At 66.1% G+C, this 19,278-nt stretch carries 18 protein-coding genes, 1 pseudogene and 1 riboswitch; of the genes and pseudogenes, 11 read left to right on the top strand and 8 right to left on the bottom strand.

Annotation, left to right across the window (positions count from 1 at the left end):
- Positions 1-127: pseudogene (locus AC6LKD_RS11610) on the bottom strand (monooxygenase); the annotation flags it as partial.
- A gap of 79 nt (positions 128-206) precedes the next feature.
- Here AC6LKD_RS11610 and AC6LKD_RS11605 point away from each other — a divergent pair.
- On the top strand, positions 207-671 hold the full coding sequence (locus AC6LKD_RS11605) for a TM2 domain-containing protein (protein ID WP_013391728.1): 465 nt from the start codon (positions 207-209) through the stop codon (positions 669-671).
- 23 nt (positions 672-694) lie between these two features.
- Here AC6LKD_RS11605 and AC6LKD_RS11600 read toward each other — a convergent pair whose 3' ends face one another.
- Positions 695-2,038, bottom strand: a complete 1,344-nt coding sequence (locus AC6LKD_RS11600; protein ID WP_492276173.1) for an aminopeptidase P N-terminal domain-containing protein — start codon at positions 2,036-2,038, stop codon at positions 695-697.
- A gap of 128 nt (positions 2,039-2,166) precedes the next feature.
- Positions 2,167-2,356, top strand: a riboswitch (yybP-ykoY riboswitch).
- A 52-nt stretch (positions 2,357-2,408) separates the two neighbouring features.
- Here AC6LKD_RS11600 and AC6LKD_RS11595 point away from each other — a divergent pair.
- From AC6LKD_RS11595 to AC6LKD_RS11575, 5 genes are all read left to right on the top strand, one after another.
- The gene (locus AC6LKD_RS11595) at positions 2,409-3,413 is read left to right on the top strand and encodes a sodium:calcium antiporter (RefSeq protein ID WP_013391730.1); all 1,005 of its coding nucleotides are present in this window, start codon (positions 2,409-2,411) and stop codon (positions 3,411-3,413) included.
- 440 nt (positions 3,414-3,853) lie between these two features.
- Complete coding sequence (locus tag AC6LKD_RS11590) at positions 3,854-4,207, top strand: hypothetical protein (protein ID WP_013391732.1); 354 nt, start codon at positions 3,854-3,856, stop codon at positions 4,205-4,207.
- Positions 4,208-4,629: 422 nt separating this feature from the next.
- Complete coding sequence (gene mgtA / locus AC6LKD_RS11585; protein ID WP_498116250.1) at positions 4,630-7,428, top strand: magnesium-translocating P-type ATPase; 2,799 nt, start codon at positions 4,630-4,632, stop codon at positions 7,426-7,428.
- Positions 7,429-7,480: 52 nt separating this feature from the next.
- Positions 7,481-8,584 carry a porin gene (locus AC6LKD_RS11580; protein WP_498116248.1) on the top strand — a complete coding sequence of 368 codons (1,104 nt, stop codon included), beginning with the start codon at positions 7,481-7,483 and terminating at the stop codon, positions 8,582-8,584.
- A gap of 87 nt (positions 8,585-8,671) precedes the next feature.
- Entirely contained in the window at positions 8,672-9,547 is an 876-nt protein-coding gene (locus tag AC6LKD_RS11575; protein ID WP_492276072.1) for a cytochrome c oxidase assembly protein, read from the top strand.
- Between the two features lie 25 nt (positions 9,548-9,572).
- Here the strand turns inward: AC6LKD_RS11575 and galU are convergent, their stop codons facing one another.
- Positions 9,573-10,424, bottom strand: a complete 852-nt coding sequence (galU, locus tag AC6LKD_RS11570; RefSeq protein ID WP_013391740.1) for a UTP--glucose-1-phosphate uridylyltransferase GalU — start codon at positions 10,422-10,424, stop codon at positions 9,573-9,575.
- Between the two features lie 56 nt (positions 10,425-10,480).
- Between galU and AC6LKD_RS11565 the strand changes: the two genes are divergently transcribed.
- Complete coding sequence (locus tag AC6LKD_RS11565) at positions 10,481-12,007, top strand: M48 family metalloprotease (protein WP_492276073.1); 1,527 nt, start codon at positions 10,481-10,483, stop codon at positions 12,005-12,007.
- A gap of 33 nt (positions 12,008-12,040) precedes the next feature.
- Here the strand turns inward: AC6LKD_RS11565 and AC6LKD_RS11560 are convergent, their stop codons facing one another.
- The 4 genes from AC6LKD_RS11560 to AC6LKD_RS11545 all read right to left on the bottom strand — a co-directional run bounded on the left by AC6LKD_RS11560 (position 12,041) and on the right by AC6LKD_RS11545 (position 14,839).
- The gene (locus tag AC6LKD_RS11560) at positions 12,041-13,141 is read right to left on the bottom strand and encodes a YheT family hydrolase (protein WP_013391742.1); all 1,101 of its coding nucleotides are present in this window, start codon (positions 13,139-13,141) and stop codon (positions 12,041-12,043) included.
- A 17-nt stretch (positions 13,142-13,158) separates the two neighbouring features.
- On the bottom strand, positions 13,159-13,581 hold the full coding sequence (locus AC6LKD_RS11555; protein WP_013391743.1) for a YybH family protein: 423 nt from the start codon (positions 13,579-13,581) through the stop codon (positions 13,159-13,161).
- 37 nt (positions 13,582-13,618) lie between these two features.
- Positions 13,619-13,840, bottom strand: coding sequence for a zinc-finger domain-containing protein (locus tag AC6LKD_RS11550; protein WP_013391744.1), 222 nt, complete (start codon positions 13,838-13,840; stop codon positions 13,619-13,621).
- A 78-nt stretch (positions 13,841-13,918) separates the two neighbouring features.
- On the bottom strand, positions 13,919-14,839 hold the full coding sequence (locus AC6LKD_RS11545; RefSeq protein WP_013391745.1) for a branched-chain amino acid transaminase: 921 nt from the start codon (positions 14,837-14,839) through the stop codon (positions 13,919-13,921).
- A 196-nt stretch (positions 14,840-15,035) separates the two neighbouring features.
- Between AC6LKD_RS11545 and AC6LKD_RS11540 the strand changes: the two genes are divergently transcribed.
- From AC6LKD_RS11540 to AC6LKD_RS11530, 3 genes are all read left to right on the top strand, one after another.
- Positions 15,036-15,785, top strand: coding sequence for an AzlC family ABC transporter permease (locus tag AC6LKD_RS11540; RefSeq protein WP_013391746.1), 750 nt, complete (start codon positions 15,036-15,038; stop codon positions 15,783-15,785).
- A complete protein-coding gene (locus AC6LKD_RS11535) occupies positions 15,782-16,117 on the top strand; it encodes an AzlD domain-containing protein (protein WP_013391747.1) in 336 nt (111 codons plus the stop codon). The genes AC6LKD_RS11540 and AC6LKD_RS11535 overlap by 4 nt, the downstream gene beginning before the upstream one ends.
- A 323-nt stretch (positions 16,118-16,440) precedes the next feature.
- Positions 16,441-17,922 (top strand): DEAD/DEAH box helicase, encoded by a 1,482-nt coding sequence (locus AC6LKD_RS11530; RefSeq protein ID WP_013391748.1) that lies wholly within the window; start codon positions 16,441-16,443, stop codon positions 17,920-17,922.
- Positions 17,923-18,010: 88 nt separating this feature from the next.
- Here the strand turns inward: AC6LKD_RS11530 and AC6LKD_RS11525 are convergent, their stop codons facing one another.
- Positions 18,011-18,394: a thioredoxin family protein gene (locus AC6LKD_RS11525; RefSeq protein ID WP_013391749.1), complete on the bottom strand. Its 384-nt coding sequence runs from the start codon at positions 18,392-18,394 to the stop codon at positions 18,011-18,013.
- Between the two features lie 63 nt (positions 18,395-18,457).
- Between AC6LKD_RS11525 and AC6LKD_RS11520 the strand changes: the two genes are divergently transcribed.
- Positions 18,458-19,267 (top strand): EI24 domain-containing protein, encoded by an 810-nt coding sequence (locus AC6LKD_RS11520; RefSeq protein WP_013391750.1) that lies wholly within the window; start codon positions 18,458-18,460, stop codon positions 19,265-19,267.
- The last annotated feature ends 11 nt before the right edge of the window (positions 19,268-19,278 follow it).

Here is a 19,278-nt window from a genome sequence, read left to right as displayed (position 1 = left end):
CGGGCGCGCTGCTTGCAAGCAGCGCGATGCGCGCCGGGTCCGGCGCCATGCGGGCCAGCATCAGGGCCAGCACTCGGCCCACCGGGCCCGCGCCGAGTATCGCTATGTCGAAGGCGGATGAAGTCATGCCCGGATTTTAACCGTCCACTACAATCCGCAGCAGCCGGCGCGTCTTGGCGCCGTGGTTCCCTTTCCGGTCGATCGACATGACGCAGCTCCAGGCTTCCTCTCCGCTGTCCGCCGTTACCGCCCGCCGCCCGCGCGGCAAAGTCGCGGTAGGGCTGCTGGCCTGCCTGTTCGGGGCGGTGGGGGCGCATTGGTGGTATCTGGGCCGGCGCCACGCCTGGCTGGTGACCGCGTACACCTTGGTCAGCCTGTTCTGCGCGTTCAGTTTCTATCCCGTCTGGTACGACAACCCCGCTTTCTTCCTGGTGTTCATTCCCATGGTCGACGGCTTCATCGAGAGCGCGGTGTTCTCGCTGATGCCGGACGAGAAATTCGACCGTCTCTATAACGACGGCCTGGGCAGGCCGACCCGGACCGGCTGGGGGCCGGTGCTGGTCGCCATCCTGGCCTGCCTGGTCGGCGCCATCGTCTCGATGTTCGCCATCGCCATGGTGGTGGTCTATACCTGGATCGCCATGGGCTGGCTGGACGGCTACGTCTTCTAGCGCGGGCCAGGCGCGTTGCCTGCCTATTCGCGCATCAGCGCTTCGATTTCCCCGGCCTGCACCGGCACGCCGCGGGTGATGAGTTCACAGCCTTCGTCGGTGACCAGCGCATCGTCCTCGGTACGGATACCGATGTTCCAGTACGCCTCGGGAACGTCGTCGGCGGGCCGCACGTAGATGCCGGGCTCGATCGTCAGCATCATGCCCGCTTCCAGCTTGCGCCAGGGCCGTTCGGCGCCATGGGCCGGGCCGGGCTGGCGGTAGTCGCCCACGTCGTGCACGTCCAGGCCCAGCCAGTGGCCGGTGCGGTGCATGTAGAAGCGGCTGTAGTCGCCGGATTCCAGCACGCCGTCCAGGGAACCCTTCAAGAGCTTCAGGTCCAGCATGCCTTGCGCCAGCACCCGCAGGGCGGCCTGGTGGCCGTCGTTGAAGCTGCGGCCCGGCGCCGTGGCTTGGGCGGCGGCATCCTGCGCGGCCACCGTCAGATCGTACAGGGCGCGTTGCGGACCGCTGTAGCGGCCGTTCACGGGAAAGGTCCGGGTGATGTCGCTGGCATAGCTGTCGACCTCGCAGCCCGCGTCGATCAGCACCAGATCGCCGTCGCGCAGCGTCGCCTCGCCAGCCGGGTAATGCAGCACGCAGGCGTTGGCGCCCGCGGCCACGATGCTGTTGTAGGCGACCGATTGCGCGCCGTGGCGGCGGAACTCGTACAGCAGTTCGGCTTCGATCTCGTACTCCCGCATGCCGGCACGGGCGACGCGCATCGCGCGCACATGCGCGCCGGCGGAGATCTTGGCCGCGCGCCGCATCGCCGCGATTTCGGTGGCGTCCTTGATCAGCCGCATTTCGGCCAGCAGGGCGCGGACGTCCTGCTGGCGGGAGGGCGGCGCATGGCCGCCGCGGCTGGCTTCGCGCGCCGCGGCCAGCCAGCGGTGCAGGCGGCCGTCGCTGCGCTTGTCGCCCGCCAAGGGCGCGTACAGGGTGGCGTGGTCCTGCAGCAGCGCGGGCATCAGCTCGTCCAGCGCATCGAGCGGATGCGCGTCGTCAAAGCCGAAATGCGCTGCCGCCGCTTCGGGGCCGAAACGCTTGCCTTCCCAGATTTCATGTTCGATGTGACGCGGGCGGCAGAACAGTATGGCGCGGTCGGTCGCACCCGCGCTCAGCACCAGCCAGGCACCGGGTTCGGTGAACCCGGTCAGGTAGAAAAAATCGCTGTCGTGCCGGTACGGATACTCCGCGTCGCGGTTGCGCGTGGCCTCTGGGGCGGTCGCCAGTATGGCGATGCCGCCGCCATCGGCGCGCATCTGCTCCATCAGGCGTTGGCGCCGTGCGGCGTAGGGGGCAATGTCGTCGGGAGGCAGGCTCATGGCGGACTGGGGCGCGAACCCCGGCAGGGTGAGGATGCCGTTTACTTTACCCGCCATCCCCCGGATGCAACAGCCCACGCGGCCTGCGCGGAATTCACTGGATACCGATGGGCAAGCTGCTACAATCGCCGCTCTGTCATTGGGGAGTAGCCATCCTTTGTCCCCTCAAAGGAGCTAGCGTCAACAGACTTGGTGGTTCAGCGCTGCGCAGCAGCCGCTAGAACTCCATGGCGCTAGTAGCGGTTCCATGCATGTCGGCAAGCCCGCCGCATGGACCAGCCAGGCGAGACCTTTGGCCGCGTTGCGTTCACCCCAGCCGGGCGAGCCGCGACGTCGCGCCAATTGGTTTCTGCTCGTCCGGCTCGCCTATATGTTTCTCACCCTGTTCCTGTTTTTCCTGTCAGCGGCAGTGATCTACTTCGCCTGCGAATATTTCGTAAATGGCGTTGAATGGGTCGGCCATCGCTTTCAGCTCGGCGCCACCGCCACCGGCACCGTGCTTGCCGCGTTCGGCACCGCCTTGCCGGAAAGCGCGGTGACCTTCATGGCCGTTGTGTTCGGCGAAACCCCTGAGCAAAAAGACATAGGCGTCGGCGCGGCCATGGGCGGCCCGCTGGTGCTGGCGACACTGGCGTACGCGGTGGTCGGCCTGGCCCTGTGGCGCGCTCGGCGCGGGCAGGCCACGCAGGCGGACTGTATCAACGCGGACCAGCGCCGGCTGGCCCGCGACCAGGCCTGGTTCATGGGCATCTTCATCTTCAAGGTGGGCCTGGGTCTGCTGGCCTTTGCCTGGAAGCCCTGGCTGGGCATCCTGTTCCTGGCCACCTACGGCCTCTACGTCAAGCGCGAACTCAGCCGCGACGAGGCCAGCCTGGATGCGGAGGAACTGGAACCGCTGAAGCTGCGCCCCCGCGATGAAGACCCGGCCATGTTCTGGGCAGTTGCGCAGACGCTGCTGGCCTTGGTGGTCATCGCCGGCGCATCGCATGTGTTCGTGAATCAGATCGAGTTGTTGGGCGTAGCCATGGGCGCGTCGCCGCACGTTGCCGCCCTGTTGCTGGCGCCGGTGGCGACCGAGTTGCCGGAAATCATGAACGCGCTGATCTGGGTGCGCCAGGGCAAGGAGCGGCTGGCGTTGGCCAACATCTCGGGCGCCATGATGATCCAGGCGACCATACCCAGCGCGCTGGGGATTTTCATGACGCCGTGGCTGCTGGACGCGCCCTTGCTGGCGGCTGGTCTGTTCACGATGTTGTCTATCGGTCTCCTGTGGTTGCGTTTCCGCCGTTCAGCCATGAGCGTGCCGGCTTTGTCGGCGGTGGGCGGGTTGTATGCGGTGTTCGCCGCCTATCTGGGCTGGCATTTCTACGTCTGACAGTGGTTTGCGCGCGGGGCTGCGGCCCCGCGCCGGTTTTTGCGGCATTCAAGTCCGATTTAGCGGCAAAAACCTTGTCCATAAGTGGAAACCCGCGTAAAATCCTGCCTGTTATCCATCCCAGGAGCAGTCTTCGTGAATACCGATTCCGGCGAAAGTAGTCGATCTTGCATCGACGTCGCTGTTTAACAGGTCCACGCAGAACTCCGTCTGCCGCAGCCTGTTGAACAGGTTGCGGTTGTATCCCAAGCTCCAGGCGCAAGCCCGGGCAATCGCGCAAGCCAGCGGCTTGCCGGGAACCTCCCCAACGTAAACCGCCAGAACCGCCGCCATCCGCAGCGTCAGCGTTCGTGCACGTTTGCCCGTGCCAGTCCGCCGAGCGCTGCGCGAGTGCGCGCGTATTCGCGATCACGCTCCCCATTCTTGCAATGGAGGTCGTTATGCGTTTCTTCGACTTGTTCCTACGCCGCGCCGGTGTGGACCGCGCCACCGCCCTGGGCCGCCGCCGCGGCACTTCGCGCCTGACGGTCATCTGTCCGCGCGACGAGCTGGGCGCCTTGCGCAAGCAGATCTGCCTGGACTTCAGCGCCGCCGGCCTGGACGTCTCGCAAGTACAGATCGACCAGGGCCGGGATCCTGGCATGGCATCGGCCTGCATCACCGTCAATTGCCCGCCGGAGCTGCGCGGCGAACTGATGTCGCAGGCGCGTCGCCTGAGCGCCAATCCCGCCGTGCGCCACGTCCATTTCGGCGCGCAAGCCACGCAAGCCGCCGCGCAAGCCGCGCTGGCCTGACGGCAGCCGATTCATTCCACAGGAGAGATCATGCCTAGTGCCTTAGACCCCGAGCCTCGATTGCGCCCAGTGCGCGGCGCCGGCATGCCTGTCTGATCTGTCTACTCGCTGCGAGCCGACAGGCAGGATAGTCATCCTGGCCCGTACGGAGTCCGCAGCCAAGAATCCCCGGCCTGGCCCACGCCTTGTGCGCTCTTGCCGCCGGTATCGATTCCCCCGCTAGCTCCCTTCCGTTTTCCGCACCCGGCGCATTTCATGCGATCCGGACACCGGCAACATTGCTCCGGCGCCTGCGCACGCCTGTACGCGGCGGCTTGACGGCTTTCTGCGCGAAAGCCGCGGCCTGCTGCTGCCTGCGCGCGGGCGCGGCGGGCAGGGTCGTCCGTGTCTCCGACAACGATACGTACAACCGGAGCACTCCCATGTTCAAGTTCCTCAAGTCCTTCTTTACGTCCGCGGCCGGCCTGCGGCAAACCGCAAGGCACTTCCGCCGCTCGCCCCTGCCGGAACAAGGCGCAGCGGCCGCCGCCGCAGCCTCCGACACCGCGCGCCACGCCAACCGCCAGATGCTGGACCTGTCGCGCATGGACTTCGGCGCCGTGTTCGCGCTGTTCGGCAGCAGCCGCGGCGGGCTGTCGGAAGCCCAGGCACAGGCCGCGCGCGAACGCTACGGCGCCAACGAGGTCGACCATGAAAAGCCGCTCTCCTGGCCAGCCCATCTCTGGCTGTCCTACCGCAATCCGTTCAACCTGCTCCTGACCGCGCTGGCGGCGCTGTCCTGGCTTACCGACGTGCACATGGCCGTCCCGGACGACCAGTCCTGGACGGCGGTGTTCATCATCGGCGCCATGGTGCTCATCTCCACCGTGTTGCGCTTTGCGCAGGAGCAGCGCTCCAGCCGCGCCGCCGAGGCGCTCAAGGCCATGGTGCAGAACACCGCCACCGTGCTGCGCAGCGATCCCGCCACCCAGGCCGAAGGCGACGCCCGCCGCTTTTTTGGCGTGACGCTGCATGTCAGCGGCTCGCGCCAGGTGGAGGCGCCGCTGACGGAACTGGTGCCGGGCGACGTGGTGCTCCTGTCCGCCGGCGACATGATTCCCGCCGACTGCCGCATCCTGGGCGCCAAGGACCTGTTCATCGCGCAAGCCGCGCTGACGGGCGAATCCCTGCCCGTCGAAAAATACGCCACGCAGCGCACGGACACCGCCAACGCGCTGGAACTGGAGAACATGGCGTTCATGGGCACCAACGTGGTCAGCGGCTCCGGCAGCGCCATGGTGGTGGCCACCGGCTCGCGCACCTATTTCGGCCAGCTGGCCGGGCGCGTCACGCAGACCAGCCGAGCCCCGACCCAGTTCCAGCAAGGCATCAACCGGGTGAGCTGGGTGCTGATCCGCTTCATGCTGGTCATGGCGCCCATCGTCATGCTGATCAACGGCTTTACCAAAGGCGACTGGATGGAGGCATTGTTGTTCGCGCTGGCCATCGCCGTGGGCCTGACGCCCGAAATGCTGCCCATGATCGTCACGGCCACGCTGGCCAAGGGGGCGGTGCGCATGTCGCGCCGCAAGGTGGTGGTCAAGCGGCTGGATGCCATCCAGAACCTGGGCGCGATGAACGTGCTGTGCACCGACAAAACCGGCACCCTGACCCAGGATCGCATCGTGCTGGAACGCCACACGGATGTGTATGGCGCCAGCAGCGACGATGTGCTGGCCTACGCCTATCTCAACAGCTACTACCAGACCGGCTTGAAGAACCTGCTGGACGTGGCGGTGCTGCAGCACGCCGAGGTCGAGCGCAAGCTCGATCTGGCGGCGAAGTACCGCAAGGTCGACGAAATCCCCTTCGACTTTTCCCGGCGCCGCATGTCGGTGGTGGTGAACGAGACCGAGAACGGCCGCGAACACCATGAACTGATCTGCAAGGGCGCGCTGGAAGAAATGCTGTCGGCCTGCACCCGCCTGCGCGTGGGCCACGAAGAGCATCTGCTGACCGATGCCCGCCGGGCAGACATCCGCCGCGTGACGGCGGAGCTGAACCGGGACGGCCTGCGCGTCATCGCGGTAGGCGTCAAGGAAATGCCGCCCACTCAGCAAACCTATGGCGTGGCCGACGAGTCCGACCTGGTGCTGGTTGGGTACATGGCTTTCCTGGATCCCCCCAAGGAATCCACCGCTCCTGCGCTCAAGGCGCTCAGGAATTCCGGCATCGAAATGAAGGTGCTGACGGGCGATGTCGAACTGGTAACCCAGAAAGTCTGCCGCGAGGTCGACTTCGAGGTGCGCAAGGTCTACCTGGGCGCCGAGATCGAGGCGATGGACGAGGCGCAACTGGCTGCGGCCGTGCGCGAGGCCAATGTGTTCGCACGCCTGACGCCGGCCCACAAGGAGCGCATCGTGCACAGCCTGCGGGCCCAGGGCAACACCGTGGGTTTCATGGGCGACGGCATCAACGATGCCCCGGCCCTGCGGGCGGCGGACGTGGGCATTTCGGTCGATTCGGCGGTCGATATCTCGAAAGAGGCGGCCGACATCATCCTGCTGGAAAAGAGCCTGATGGTGCTGGAGGATGGCGTCATCGAAGGCCGCAAGACCTTCTGCAACATGCTCAAGTACCTGAAGATGACGGCCAGCTCGAACTTCGGCAACGTTTTCTCGGTCCTGGTGGCCAGCGCCTTCCTGCCGTTCCTGCCGATGCTGCCTATCCATCTGCTGGTGCAGAACTTGATGTACGACATTTCCCAGACGGCGATTCCGTTCGACAATGTCGACGAAGAGCTGTTGAAGCAGCCCCAGCAGTGGGACCCTGACGGCCTGGGCCGCTTCATGGTGTTTTTCGGTCCGATCAGTTCCATATTCGATATCGCTACGTATGCGCTCATGTGGTACGTATTTCAGGCCAATGCACCGGAACACCAGACCCTGTTCCAGTCGGGTTGGTTCGTCGAAGGCTTGCTGTCGCAGACGCTCATCGTCCATATGATCCGCACGCGCAAGATCCCGTTCCTGCAAAGCCGCGCCGCCTGGCCGCTGATGGGCATGACCTTGATGGTGGTGGCGATGGGGCTGCTGCTGCCGTTCTCGCCGCTGGCGGAATACCTCCAGCTGCAGCCGCTGCCATGGAGCTATTTCCCCTGGCTGGTGGGCATCCTGTTGGCCTACTGCACGCTGACGCAGTTGTTGAAGGGAATCTGGGTCCGCCGTTATGGCTGGCAATAAGTAGATGAGGACCGCGGCGGGCACATGCCCGCCGCGCAATCAGGAGAAACGCATGAGAATCGCTACTTTTGCCGCGCTGATGGCGGCCGGCCTGGCTCTTCCCCTGGCGGCGCGCGGCGCCGATACCGCACAGGGGCTGTCGTTGTACGGTGTGGTCGACGCGGGCGTGGCCGTCACCAAGGTGTCGGGGCAGGGCAGCCATAGCGGGCTGCTCAACGGCGGCTTGACCGACTCGCTGTGGGGCATGACGGGGGCGGAAGACATGGGCGGCGGCTGGAACGCCCGCTTCCAGCTGGAAAGCGGCTTCGATCCCTCGTCGGGCAAGCGGGCCGACGACGATCGCCTCTTCAACTACGCCGCCTGGGTGGGGCTGGCCCATGACAGCTATGGCGACTTGCGGCTGGGCCGTCAGCACACCATAGGCCAGGTCTACGGCAATTCCCTGGAAATCGCCTCCTGGAAGGAAATGGGGATGGGCGCCACGTTCAAGGCGTCCGACAACTACCAATTCAGCAACCTGGTCAATTACTACACGCCGGTCTGGCAGGGCTTTCAGGCCGGCATCGGCTATTCCTTCGACGCCGACGACCGCAGCCGCTTCCGTACCGCCAACAACAACCGCGCCCTCAGCCTGGGGCTGAAATATGAGGACGGACCCTTGCTGGCGGTCGCCACCTGGGACCAGCTGCGCCTGGCCGAGGCCCCGCCTGGCAGCAACGGCCGGCCACAGGCGGTGCAGTTGGGCGCTTCGTATGATTTCGAGGTGCTGAAGCTGTCCCTGGCCTGGTCGCGCCAGCGCAATGGCGATGTCGGGCTGGACGGCGGCGATCCGGACGGCCTGGGCATGGGCCTGGGACCGGCCGCCTTCGTGCGCGGCGGCACGGTCAACGCCTGGCTGGTCGGCGCCAGCGTGCCGGTGGGGCCGGGCACGGTGCTGCTGCAATGGTCGCTGGCGCGGCCAGACTGGCATTGGGACAACGGCATGACGGCGCGCAATGCGCAGGTGATGACTCTGGGCTATACCTACGGCCTGTCCCCGCGCACGACGCTTTATGCCTTTGTTGGCTATGCGTCGAACTACACGCTGGACGACCAGTTCGATCCTGCCCATTCCCACACCACGCGCGTGGGCACGGGCATTTCACACCGTTTCTGAGCGCCGGGGCAGGGCGGGCCGGGGTCAACTACAATCGGCGGGTGCGGCGCATGGCGCCCGTCCTCGTACAGCCCCGACGTTTTCCGGATGGTTTGCATGGATAGTCTCGAATGGCTCATACCCTGGGAGTTCTCTCCCACGCTGGTGGCCTCCTTCCTGGTGGCCATCGCGCTGTTCGTGCGCGGCCAAAAAGTCCATCACGTGACCGCCGCCCGCCGCATCCTGTTCTGGACCGGCATGGTGCTGCTGTACCTGTCCATGCATACCCGGCTGGATTACTACGCCGAGCGCATGTTCTTCATCCACCGCATCCAGCATCTGGTGCTGCACCATCTGGGGCCGCTGCTGGTCATGGCGGCGTTTCCTGGGCAGGTGATGCGGGCGGGGCTCCCGATGAGCTGGCGCATCCGCCTGCGCGACTTCCTGCGCACCGGCGCCGGTCGCGCCACGGTGACGCTGCTGACCCACAAGATCTTCGTGCCGGCGCTATTCGTCTTCCTGGTGATCGTCTGGCTAATCCCGTCGGTGCAGTTCTATTCCATGCTGGACTGGCGCCTGTACCGCCTGATGAACTGGTCGGTGGTGATCAGCGGCTTCATGTACTGGAACCTGATCCTGGACCGCAGGCCCGCGCCGCCGGCGGCCATGACGCCGGGCGGCCGCGTCATTTCGCCCGTGCTGACGATGCTGCCGCAGATGGTGGCGGGGGCCATCATCGCCTTTACTGAAAGCGATATCTACCCGCTGTTCGAGTTGTGCGGCCGGGCCATCGCCATGTCGGCCCAGACCGATCAGACCATAGGCGGCCTGACCATGTGGATTCCGGCTGCGCTGGTCGAAGTGATCGGCCTGATGGTGGCCCTGGGAACCTTGATGCGCCTGTCGGCCAAGGGACGCCTGCGCAAGGCGGACCGCGATGCCCAGGCGCGGGCCAGGGCGAAGGCCCGCGAGGTGTCCGCCTAGGGGGCGGGCCACCGCAGGCTTGCGGCTATTCCGGCAGCAGGCCGTGGTACTTCTTGCCCAGCGCCACGGTGGCCTGGAACATGCCGGCCTTGCTGCCGCAGTCATAACGCACGCCTTCATAGCGGTGCGCATACACGGCGCGCTCGCGCATCAGCGAGGCAATGCCGTCGGTCAGCTGGATCTCGTTGCCAGCGCCCATCTTGGTCGAGCGCAGGTGGTCGAAAATCGCCGCTTCCAGCACATAGCGGCCCACCACGGCCAGCGTCGACGGCGCGGCTTCGGGATCCGGTTTTTCCACGATATGGGTGACGCGTTCGGTGCGGCCGTGGGCGCTGGCATCCCCCTGGCGGGTGGCCACGATGCCGTACTTGCGGGTATCGGCGCGCGGCACGTCCTGCACGCCCAGCACACTGGCGTTCTGCGCCACGGCCACCTCGATCAGCTGCTTCAGCGCGGGCTGGTCGGAGTCGATCAGGTCGTCGGCCAGCAGCACGGCAAAGGGTTCGTCGCCCACGGCGGGCGCGGCGGACAGCACCGCATGGCCCAAGCCCAGCGGGGCCGATTGGCGGATATAGAGGCAATTCACATGCGCGGGTAGAATGCCCCGCACCATGGCCAGAAGCTCATGCTTGCCCTTGCTTTCCAGGTCCGATTCGAGTTCCGGCGCGGAATCGAAGTGGTCTTCGATGGCGCGCTTATTGCGCCCCGTCACGAAGATAAGATCCGTGATTCCGGCGGCCACGGCTTCTTCCACGGCATATTGGATCAGCGGCTTGTCGACCACGGGCAGCATTTCCTTGGGCATCGCCTTGGTGGCGGGCAGGAAGCGCGTGCCCATGCCGGCGACAGGGAAAACAGCTTTACGGACAGGACGCATTGAAACCTCGTTGGGCTATCGATGAAACATTTTAAGCGCATCGCTATCATAGGCTTATGAACCGCAGGAAAATGCCATCCATTTGCTCGATTGCGAAACGGGGTGCAATCGTCGGGCTGTCCGTGGCCCTGACCGTGCCCGCTCTCCCCATTGCTGCCTGGGCGCAGCCCGTGGGCCTGCCCTCCATGGGGGCGGCGTCCGCGGCCGAACTGTCCCCCATGCTGGAGCGCAGCCTGGGCGAGGCCATCATGGCCCAGGGGCGGCGCGACCCGACCTACGTGGACGATTCCGAGCTCAGCCAGTACCTCACTACCATGGGGCGCAAGCTGGCGGCGTTCGCGCCCGGCGCGGTCCCCGAGGTCGAGATGTTCGGCGTGCGGGACCCCGAGATCAACGCCTTCGCCATGCCTGGGGGCTTCATCGGCGTCAATACGGGGCTGATCGTGGCTTCCGCCAGCGAGTCCGAGCTGGCCGCAGTGCTGGCGCACGAAATCGGCCACGTCGTGCAGCGCCACATCGCCCGCGGCATGACCCAGCAGAACCAGAACAGCATGGTGATGCTGGCCAGCCTCGCCGGCGCGCTGCTGGCGGCCCTGGCCGGGGGCGGCGGCAATCTGGCGGTGGGCGTGGCGGCTTTCGGCCAAGCCGCGGCCATCAACCGTCAACTGGGCTTTTCCCGTGATGCGGAACGCGAGGCCGACCGGGCCGGGCTGCAGATGCTGACCAAGGCGGGGTACGACGCCGAAGGCATGGCGCAGATGTTCGGGCGCCTGATGAACGCTTCGCGCCTGAATGAAGGCGCCGGCGGCGGCTCATGGGCCAGCACCCACCCGCTCTCCATCGAGCGCATGTCGGACGTGCAGAATCGGGTGCGCAACCAGTCTCCCGTGACGCGCCACGTGGACAGCGACGATTTCTGGTACATCCGCGCCAAGATGCGCGTGGTGCAGGGCCGCGACGCGGTCAGCCTGCGCACCGCCGGCCAGCAGTTGCAGGACGAGGCCCAGGCGCTGTCGGGCGTGCGCAAGTCGGCCGCCTACTACGGCCTGGCGCTGCAGGCGTTCCAGCGCAACAACCTGGCGGAGGCCGAGCGCAACTGGAATCTGGCGTCGGCGGACGGCCGCAGCTCGGCCCAGTTGGCCAAACTCAGCGTGGATATCGCCCTGGCGCGCAAGGAGTACCCCCGGGCGCTGGAGCTGGCCCAGGCCGGCACCAAGCGCTGGCCCGGCCACCGGGCCCTGGGCATCGCCTACGCCCAGGCGCTGCAAAGCATCGGCCGCCACACGGACGCGCAGGAGTACCTGCGGGCCAGGATCAAGCAGTGGGGCAGCGACGAGCCCAGCCTCTACCAGATGCTGGCGCAGAGCGAAGACCGCAACGGCAAGCCGGTGGCGGCCCGCCGCGACCAGGCCCGCTACTACGTCATGACGGGCGCCTACGCAGCCGCGGAATCGCAGCTGCAGCAGGCGCGCAACATGTCCACCGATTTCTACGAGCAGTCGCAGATCGACGTGCAGATCAAGGAAGTCAAGGACAAGCTGGCCGAAGAGCGCCAGTTGCTCGAACGCTTCAAATCGGGCTGAGCGCCGGGCCGGGCGGGGTAGGGCGCAGGCGCCCTACTGGCCGGTTTCGAAGAAGCGTCCCAGCCGCTGCGGCAGCCAGTTCAGATGAGCCGGGAAGCTGCCCGTCGGAAAACCGGCATGGCCGCCGTCCGTGGGCTGGTGCAGCAGTATGGCGGGCGAGCAATCCTCGGGTGTCGGCAGCGACGCGGCCGGCACGAACGGATCGTTGCGCGCATTGAGCACCAGCGTCGGCACGGATATCTTCGGCAGCCAGGGCTTGCTGGACGCGCGCGTCCAGTAGTCCAGCGCATTGCGGAAACCATGCATGGGCGCGGTGTAGGTGTCGTCGAATTCGCGCAGGTCGTGCGCATGCGCAATGCGCATGACGTCGACGGCGCCAGGATAGCGATGCGCCTTCTCCAGCACCTTGTGCTTGAGCGTCTTCAGGAAATGAGCGGTGTAGACCCGGCGGTTGAACATGCCGGTGGATAGCGTCTTGCCGCAAGCCACCAGGTCCAGCGGCACGGACACGCCCGCGCAGGCGGTCAGCCAGCCGGTGTCTTCCTGGTGCTCGCCCAGGTACTTGAGCAGGGCGTTGCCGCCCAGCGATACGCCGACCGCATGCCAGCGCGCATGCGGGATGCGCTGGCGCACGGTTTCCAGCATGAAGCCGACCTCGGCCGAATCGCCGGAGTAATAGGCGCGGGCCAGGCGGTTCGGCACGCCGGAACAACCGCGGAAATGCGCGATCACCACGATCCAGCCGCGCGCGCGGAAATGATGCGCGATAGATTGCGCGTAGCGGCTGTTGCTGCCGCCTTCCAGGCCATGGAACAGAATCAGGGCGGGGGTGTCAGGCGTATGCGGCAGGGACTTCCAGTCCGCGTCCGTCATCCACCTGGCCGCGGCAGTCTTGCCATTCGCGACCGGGCGCTGGCCGCTGACGGGCGCGCCGTCGGCGGACTTGTGCGGGAACAGGCCGGGGCCGGTCCAGTCGAAGTCGACGAAGTCGGTATCGGGCGTGTCCACCCGTTCGCGCACGAACGCGATGCGGTGGTACTGCGCGAACAGGGCGGCATAAACCGTCTGGCTGTCGCCTCCGGGCAACCAGGAGGGAACGGGACAGGGCGTTGTATCAAGACGAGCAGCGGCCAACTAAAAATCCACCCGATTCAATGCAGCATGTCGGGTACGTCGTGCAAGTCGAGCACCCCGGCTTCCGTGGGCGCCGGCGAGGCATGGTGCATGACCATGCGCCAGCCGGTGGGGCCCTTGTGGTAGATGTTGGTGGCATAGCAATTGGCGAATTGCGTGCCTTCCCGCGTCTGTACCGCCACCTGTTCCACCAGCACGTGCACCGCGCACATCATGCTCAGCATGACCAGCGGGCGCAGGGGCCGCACGTGCAGCGGGCCGTTGGTCAGCACCTGCTGCCAGGAGTCGTGCACCGCCGAATGGCCGACGATGCGCAGGCCCCCCGGATGGATGCAGACGACTTCCTCGTCGTCCGCCCACACTTGCATCAGGCGCACGACGTCCGCCTGCTCGAGGGCTTCGTAGAACGCGTGCTCTGCTTCTTCGGGCGTGGCGAACATGATGGCGGATACGGGTCGACGTTGTAGAGCGGGTGACTCAGTGCCCGTGGCCGTGCAGCACGGTGCCGGGCTTCAGACGGTACTCGGCGCCGCAGTAGGCGCAGCTGGCCGAGCCGCTGCGGGCCACGTCCAGGAACACGCGCGGGTGCATGCTCCAGAGCGGCGCCTTGGGGCCCGGACAGAACACGGGCAGGTCGTCGGCGCCGACCTCGATGACTTCGTGGGGGTGGGGGACGGCGGCCGGAGCAGCAGCGGTCATGGATATTCCTGAAAAAAAAACCGGTAAACGGCAGGTTGGGGCAATGATGCGGCCTGGTCGGGGACCGGGCCGCGCGGATCAGACTTTACTCAGCCAGTGATGGTACTTCGGGTTGCGGCCATTCACCACGTCAAAAAATGCTTTCTGCAGCTTCTCCGTGATCGGGCCGCGCCGGCCAGTGCCGATCTGGCGGTTGTCCACTTCGCGGATGGGCGTTACCTCGGCGGCGGTGCCGGTGAAGAACGCCTCGTCGGCGATATAGACGTCGTCGCGCGTCAGGCGCTTGGTCACCACGCGCAGGCCCAGGTCGGCGGCCAGCGCATGGATGGTGGAGCGGGTAATGCCGGTCAGGGCGGACGCGATCTCCGGTTCGCAGAGCACGCCGTCCTTGACGATGAAGAGGTTTTCGCCCGAGCCCTCGGCCACGAAGCCTTCGGTGTCCAGCAGCAGGGCTTCGTCGTAGCCGTCCTGCAGGGCCTCGGTATTGGCCAGGATCGAGTTGGCGTAGGTGGTGGCGACCTTGGCGCGCGGCATGGTGACGTTCACGTGCTGGCGCGCGAACGACGATACCTTGACGCGGATGCCCGCGGACAGCGCCTCTTCGCCCAGGTAGGCGCCCCAGGGCCAGGCGGCGATAGCCACGTGCACCCGGGCGCCCTTGGGCGACACACCCATCTTCTCGGGGCCGTAGAACACCAGGGGGCGCAGGTAGCCGGCTTCCAGCTGGTTCTCGCGCACGACCGTCCGCTGCGCCTGGTTGATCGTGTCGCGATCGAAGGGCATGGGGATCTGGTAGATGTGCGCCGAATTGAACAGGCGGTTGGTATGGTCTTCGAGGCGGAAGATGGCGGTGCCGATCTCGGAGCGGTAGGCGCGCACGCCTTCGAATACCGACAGGCCGTAGTGCAGGGAGTGCGTCAGGACGTGCGTGGTCGCGTCTCGCCACGGTACGAGCTTGCCGTCATACCAGATGAAGCCGTCGCGGTCTGCCATCGACATGGTCTACTCCCAAGAGCCCAAGAATCTCGAGGCCCGTATTGTATCAAGCAGCGAGGTTACAATACGCGCCTATTCGCGCCCCGGCGCGGCGCCGCCAGGCCCGCGCGCAGTGATCCCGGCGGGCGAACGGGTTGTCGTGCGTTCCTTTTCCTTAGAGTTTCCATGTCGTCCTGTCCGAATCGCCAGGGGCCTGCCGTTGTCCTCTGAATCTGCGCTTCCTGAAACCGAAGACCCCATTGCGGTCCGCCAGGAACGCGTCACCGCCTTCCGCGCTGGCGTCCACGCCATCGTGCCCGCCCTGATTGCCACCGCCACCTGGGGGCTGGTCACCGGGGTGGCCATGGTCAAGTCCGGCCTGACGGAGACCATGGCGCTGGCCATGACCCTGCTGCTGTACGCCGGTTCTGCCCAGCTGACATCCCTGCCGCTCATCGCCACCGGCGCGCCGCTCTGGCTGATCTTCGCCGCCGGTTGTGTCGTCAATCTGCGCTTCCTCATTTTCGGCGCGGCGCTGCATCCCTATTTCCGCCACCTGTCCTGGCCCAAGCGGCTGGGGCTGGGCTATTTCACGACCGACATGGGTTTCGTGCTGTTCATGCCGCGCTACGGCGATGCGGCCGTGCGCGGTACGCGCGAACAGCTTTGGTTCTTCCTGGGCGCCATCGCGCCGGGCTGGTTCGTCTGGCAGACGTCCTCCATTGTCGGCATCTATCTGGGCACCATGGTGCCGACGGGCTGGTCGCTGGACTTCGCCGCGGTGCTGGCGCTGCTGGCCATTACGGTGCCGCTGGCCAACACCAAGCCCATGCTGATTTCCATGTTGGCCGCCGGCGTCGTCGCCTGGACGGGCCAGGTCCTGCCGCTGCGCCTCGGCCTGGCGGCCGCCGTCGTGGCGGGCGTGGTCGCCGGCATCTGGGCGGAACGCTACTTCAAGGCCCGCGCATGACCCTCTGGCCCGCCGAAATCTATGTCTATTCCGCCATCCTGCTGCTGGCGCTGTGCAGCGTGCTGACGCGCGCCGGCTTCATGCTGTTCGGCGACTACATCCCCCTGCCGGAGGGCGTGCGGCGCGCCTTGCGCTATGCGCCGGCCGCCGCCCTGACCGCCATCATCGTGCCGGACTTGCTGCCCTGGAAGGCTGGCCTGGGGCCGGTGTTCGACTACAAGCTGGTCGCGGGCGTGGTCGCCATCCTGGTTTTCCTGCGCACGCGCAGCGCGGTGCTGGTCATCATCGTGGGCATGCTGGCCCTGTGGGGCCTGCGCTGGCTAGCTGGTTGACGGGTTTTTTTCGAAACGTCCATCCAGTGGACGCTGCTGGTATGCCCGGCGGGCGCTTTCTGGCGGCTGCCGGAAGGCGTTTGCAATGCCTTTCGAACGCGGACCGAACCGTGTGGTAATGCGGCTGCGCTAAAATCATGTTATCCACAGCAATCCGGGCCTGGTACTGCCCTCATAAGTATCGAATCCAGAATGCGCCGCCTGCCCTGCAAGGCAGGATGCTGATTGCGCGTGTTCAGGTTGTTCCGATGCATATGTAGTGCAGTGCGCGTAGCACTCTCGTTTTGTTCTTTTTCACTGGTCCCGGTATCTGCCTAACCCTGATGACTGAATCCACTCAATCCGTAGCACCCGCCGCTGACGCGCCCGCGCCGACGTTCACTGATTTCGGTCTGCATCCCCTGCTGCTGCAGTCCATCGCCGAAACCGGCTACACCACCCCCACGCCCATCCAGGCCCAGGCCATCCCCGTCGTGGTGGAAGGGCGCGACGTCATGGGCGCGGCCCAGACCGGCACCGGCAAGACGGCCGCTTTCACGCTGCCCATCCTGCACCGCCTCATGCCGCTGGCCAACACCAGCGCATCGCCCGCGCGCCATCCGGTGCGCGCGCTGATCCTGACGCCCACGCGCGAGCTGGCTGACCAGGTCTACGAAAGCGTCAAGCGCTACAGCAAGCAGACGCCGCTGCGTTCGGCGGTGGTGTTCGGCGGCGTGGATATCGGTCCGCAGAAGGAAGCCCTGCGCCGTGGTTGCGAAGTGCTGGTGGCCACGCCCGGCCGCCTGCTCGACCACGTCGAGCAAAAGAACGTGAACCTGAGCCAGGTCGGCATCCTGGTGCTGGACGAAGCCGACCGCATGCTGGACATGGGCTTCCTGCCCGACCTGGAACGCATCATCCGCCTGCTGCCCGCGCAGCGCCAGGGCCTGCTGTTCTCCGCGACGTTCAGCAATGAAATCCGCAAGCTCGGCCGCTCGTACCTGAATCATCCGGTCGAAATCGAAGTCGCGGCGCGCAACGCCACCGCCAACACGATCACCCAGATCGCCTACAAGATGCCCAGCGACGCCAAGCGCGCCGCGGTCGTGCACCTGGTGAAGTCGCGCGGCCTGAACCAGGTCATCGTGTTCTCCAACACCAAGATCGGCACGGCGCGGCTGGCCCGCGACCTGGAACGCGATGGCGTCAAGGCCGAGTCGATCCATGGCGACAAGACGCAGGCCGACCGCATGAAGGCGCTGGAAGCCTTCAAGGCCGGCGAACTGGAAGTGCTGGTGGCCACCGACGTGGCCGCGCGCGGCCTGGACGTGGCCGGCGTGCCCTGCGTCATCAACTATGACCTGCCGTACAACGCCGAAGACTACGTGCACCGTATCGGCCGTACCGGCCGTGCCGGCGCCTCGGGCGAGGCCATCGCCTTGTTCACGCCCGACGAAGAGCGTTTCCTGCTCGACATCGAAAAACTCATCAAGCGCGAAGTGCCGCGCGGCACCCTCGACGTGCCGGCCGAACTGGTCGCGCGCAGCCACCGCCGCAGCGACGAGCACCGCGGTTCGTCCTCGCGTGAAGGTCGTGAAGGTCGTGAAGGCCGCGACAGCCGTGGTGATCGCGGCCGTTCGTCCGACCGCCGCTCCGGCTACTCGTCCGGGGCGTCGCGCCAGCCCGTGGACGATTTCTTCCTCAAGCCCTACGAGCCCTCGGCCCCGTCCGCACCGGCCGACGAGCCGGCGCCCAGGAGCAACGGCGCATCCGCCGGGCCGAAGCGCCAGATCGCCGTCTTGCTCGGCGGCAGCCGCAAGCCCTGAACCGGGTCCGCATGAAACAACCCGCAAGCCTTTGGGCGTTGCGGGTTTTTTTATGGCTGGCGCGCGTAGCGGGCCAGAGCGCTACTGCTCAGGCTGCCAGCAAGCGCGGCAGGTCCGGCAATGCCGCGGCGACGGCGGGACTATTTTCATTCAGGCTTTCGAGCAGGCGTTCCAGGTGGCCGATATGCGGCAGCATCGGGCCGTAGAACACCACTCGCGCGCCGATCTGCACCAGCAGCGTGGGGAAATTCTCGACGTCTTCGTCGCCCAGCAGTTCGGCGTGGTCTTCGATATCGATCCAGGCGAAGACGTGTTGGGGCAGGGCGTCGGCCAGCGCTTGCAGCTTGGGCTTGTATTGCTCACAGGTATCGCACCAGGCCGCGCAGAAGCAGGCTACCAGCCAGGCGTCGGGCGATGAGCCCAGCCGCGCGCGCAGCGCGGCCAGATCGGTATCGGGTACAAGTAGAGACATGTGGGCAGATCGAGGCGTGTTTGACTATCATACCCGGGATGTCTACCCCCTCATTCCTCGTCCATGACCGCTTTGCGCACTGATTCCGTCCCGCCTGAAAACGGCCGATTTTCCGCTGCCGGATCCGGCGCCGTCAGCGTGGGCCAGGCGTTCAAACGCGCCCTGGTGTCCCAATGCCACCCCACCATGCTGTTCGCGGTGCTGCTGCCATTCCTGATTGCGCTGGTGGGGGCCCTGTTGTTGCTGTACCTGTTCTGGACGCCGCTCAATGAATGGCTGGCGGCCGAGGCGGCTCGCTGGGACTTCGTCAATCGGGCCGAGGACTGGATGCTGGCGATGGGGCTGTTCTCGCTCAAGGTCTACATGATCCCCGTGATCGCAGTGGCCATCCTGTTGCCGGTATCGGGCATCCTGGGCCTGGCGATTGCCGCCGTCTTCGTGATGCCGCTGGTGCTGCGTCACGTCAGCAAGCGTGAATACGTGAGCGTCACGCCGCAAGGCAAGCACGCGACCGCGGTCAGCGTGTGGAACGCAATCTGGGTGTCGCTGGCGTTTGCCGCGGGCTGGTTGCTGACGCTGCCGCTATGGCTGGTGCCGCCCATGGCCATCGCCTTGTCGATCTTCTGGTGGGCCTTCGCGTTTTCGCGCATGATGCGGGTGGACGCCATCGTCGAACATGCCAGCCCCGCCGAGCGCAAGCTCATCCTGGAGCGCAACAACGGCGGCTTCTGGACCATAGGCCTGATCTGCTCGTTGCTGAACCTGTTGCCGCCCGCATGGGTCATCCTGCCGGTGTTTTCGGCCCTGGTTTATGCCCACTACGGTCTGGAAGCGCTCAAGCGCTTGCGCGAGGACCGCGTCATCGACGTCTGACCAGCGTCACC

It is taken from the genome of Achromobacter sp. D7-1 (genome assembly GCF_059760445.1).
The sequence above is the reverse complement of the archived record's forward strand: the minus strand, read 5'-3'. Positions and strand labels throughout refer to the sequence as shown.

Bases quoted from the DNA above. Each gene is read 5' to 3' on its own strand.
- AC6LKD_RS11605 (WP_013391728.1), top strand. From the start codon at position 207: ATGACGCAGCTCCAGGCTTCCTCTCCGCTGTCCGCCGTTACCGCCCGC.
- AC6LKD_RS11600 (WP_492276173.1), bottom strand. From the start codon at position 2,038: ATGAGCCTGCCTCCCGACGACATTGCCCCCTACGCCGCACGGCGCCAA.
- AC6LKD_RS11595 (WP_013391730.1), top strand. From the start codon at position 2,409: ATGTTTCTCACCCTGTTCCTGTTTTTCCTGTCAGCGGCAGTGATCTAC.
- AC6LKD_RS11590 (WP_013391732.1), top strand. From the start codon at position 3,854: ATGCGTTTCTTCGACTTGTTCCTACGCCGCGCCGGTGTGGACCGCGCC.
- mgtA (WP_498116250.1), top strand. From the start codon at position 4,630: ATGTTCAAGTTCCTCAAGTCCTTCTTTACGTCCGCGGCCGGCCTGCGG.
- AC6LKD_RS11580 (WP_498116248.1), top strand. From the start codon at position 7,481: ATGAGAATCGCTACTTTTGCCGCGCTGATGGCGGCCGGCCTGGCTCTT.
- AC6LKD_RS11575 (WP_492276072.1), top strand. From the start codon at position 8,672: ATGGTTTGCATGGATAGTCTCGAATGGCTCATACCCTGGGAGTTCTCT.
- galU (WP_013391740.1), bottom strand. From the start codon at position 10,424: ATGCGTCCTGTCCGTAAAGCTGTTTTCCCTGTCGCCGGCATGGGCACG.
- AC6LKD_RS11565 (WP_492276073.1), top strand. From the start codon at position 10,481: ATGAACCGCAGGAAAATGCCATCCATTTGCTCGATTGCGAAACGGGGT.
- AC6LKD_RS11555 (WP_013391743.1), bottom strand. From the start codon at position 13,581: ATGTTCGCCACGCCCGAAGAAGCAGAGCACGCGTTCTACGAAGCCCTC.
- AC6LKD_RS11550 (WP_013391744.1), bottom strand. From the start codon at position 13,840: ATGACCGCTGCTGCTCCGGCCGCCGTCCCCCACCCCCACGAAGTCATC.
- AC6LKD_RS11545 (WP_013391745.1), bottom strand. From the start codon at position 14,839: ATGTCGATGGCAGACCGCGACGGCTTCATCTGGTATGACGGCAAGCTC.
- AC6LKD_RS11535 (WP_013391747.1), top strand. From the start codon at position 15,782: ATGACCCTCTGGCCCGCCGAAATCTATGTCTATTCCGCCATCCTGCTG.
- AC6LKD_RS11530 (WP_013391748.1), top strand. From the start codon at position 16,441: ATGACTGAATCCACTCAATCCGTAGCACCCGCCGCTGACGCGCCCGCG.
- AC6LKD_RS11525 (WP_013391749.1), bottom strand. From the start codon at position 18,394: ATGTCTCTACTTGTACCCGATACCGATCTGGCCGCGCTGCGCGCGCGG.
- AC6LKD_RS11520 (WP_013391750.1), top strand. From the start codon at position 18,458: ATGACCGCTTTGCGCACTGATTCCGTCCCGCCTGAAAACGGCCGATTT.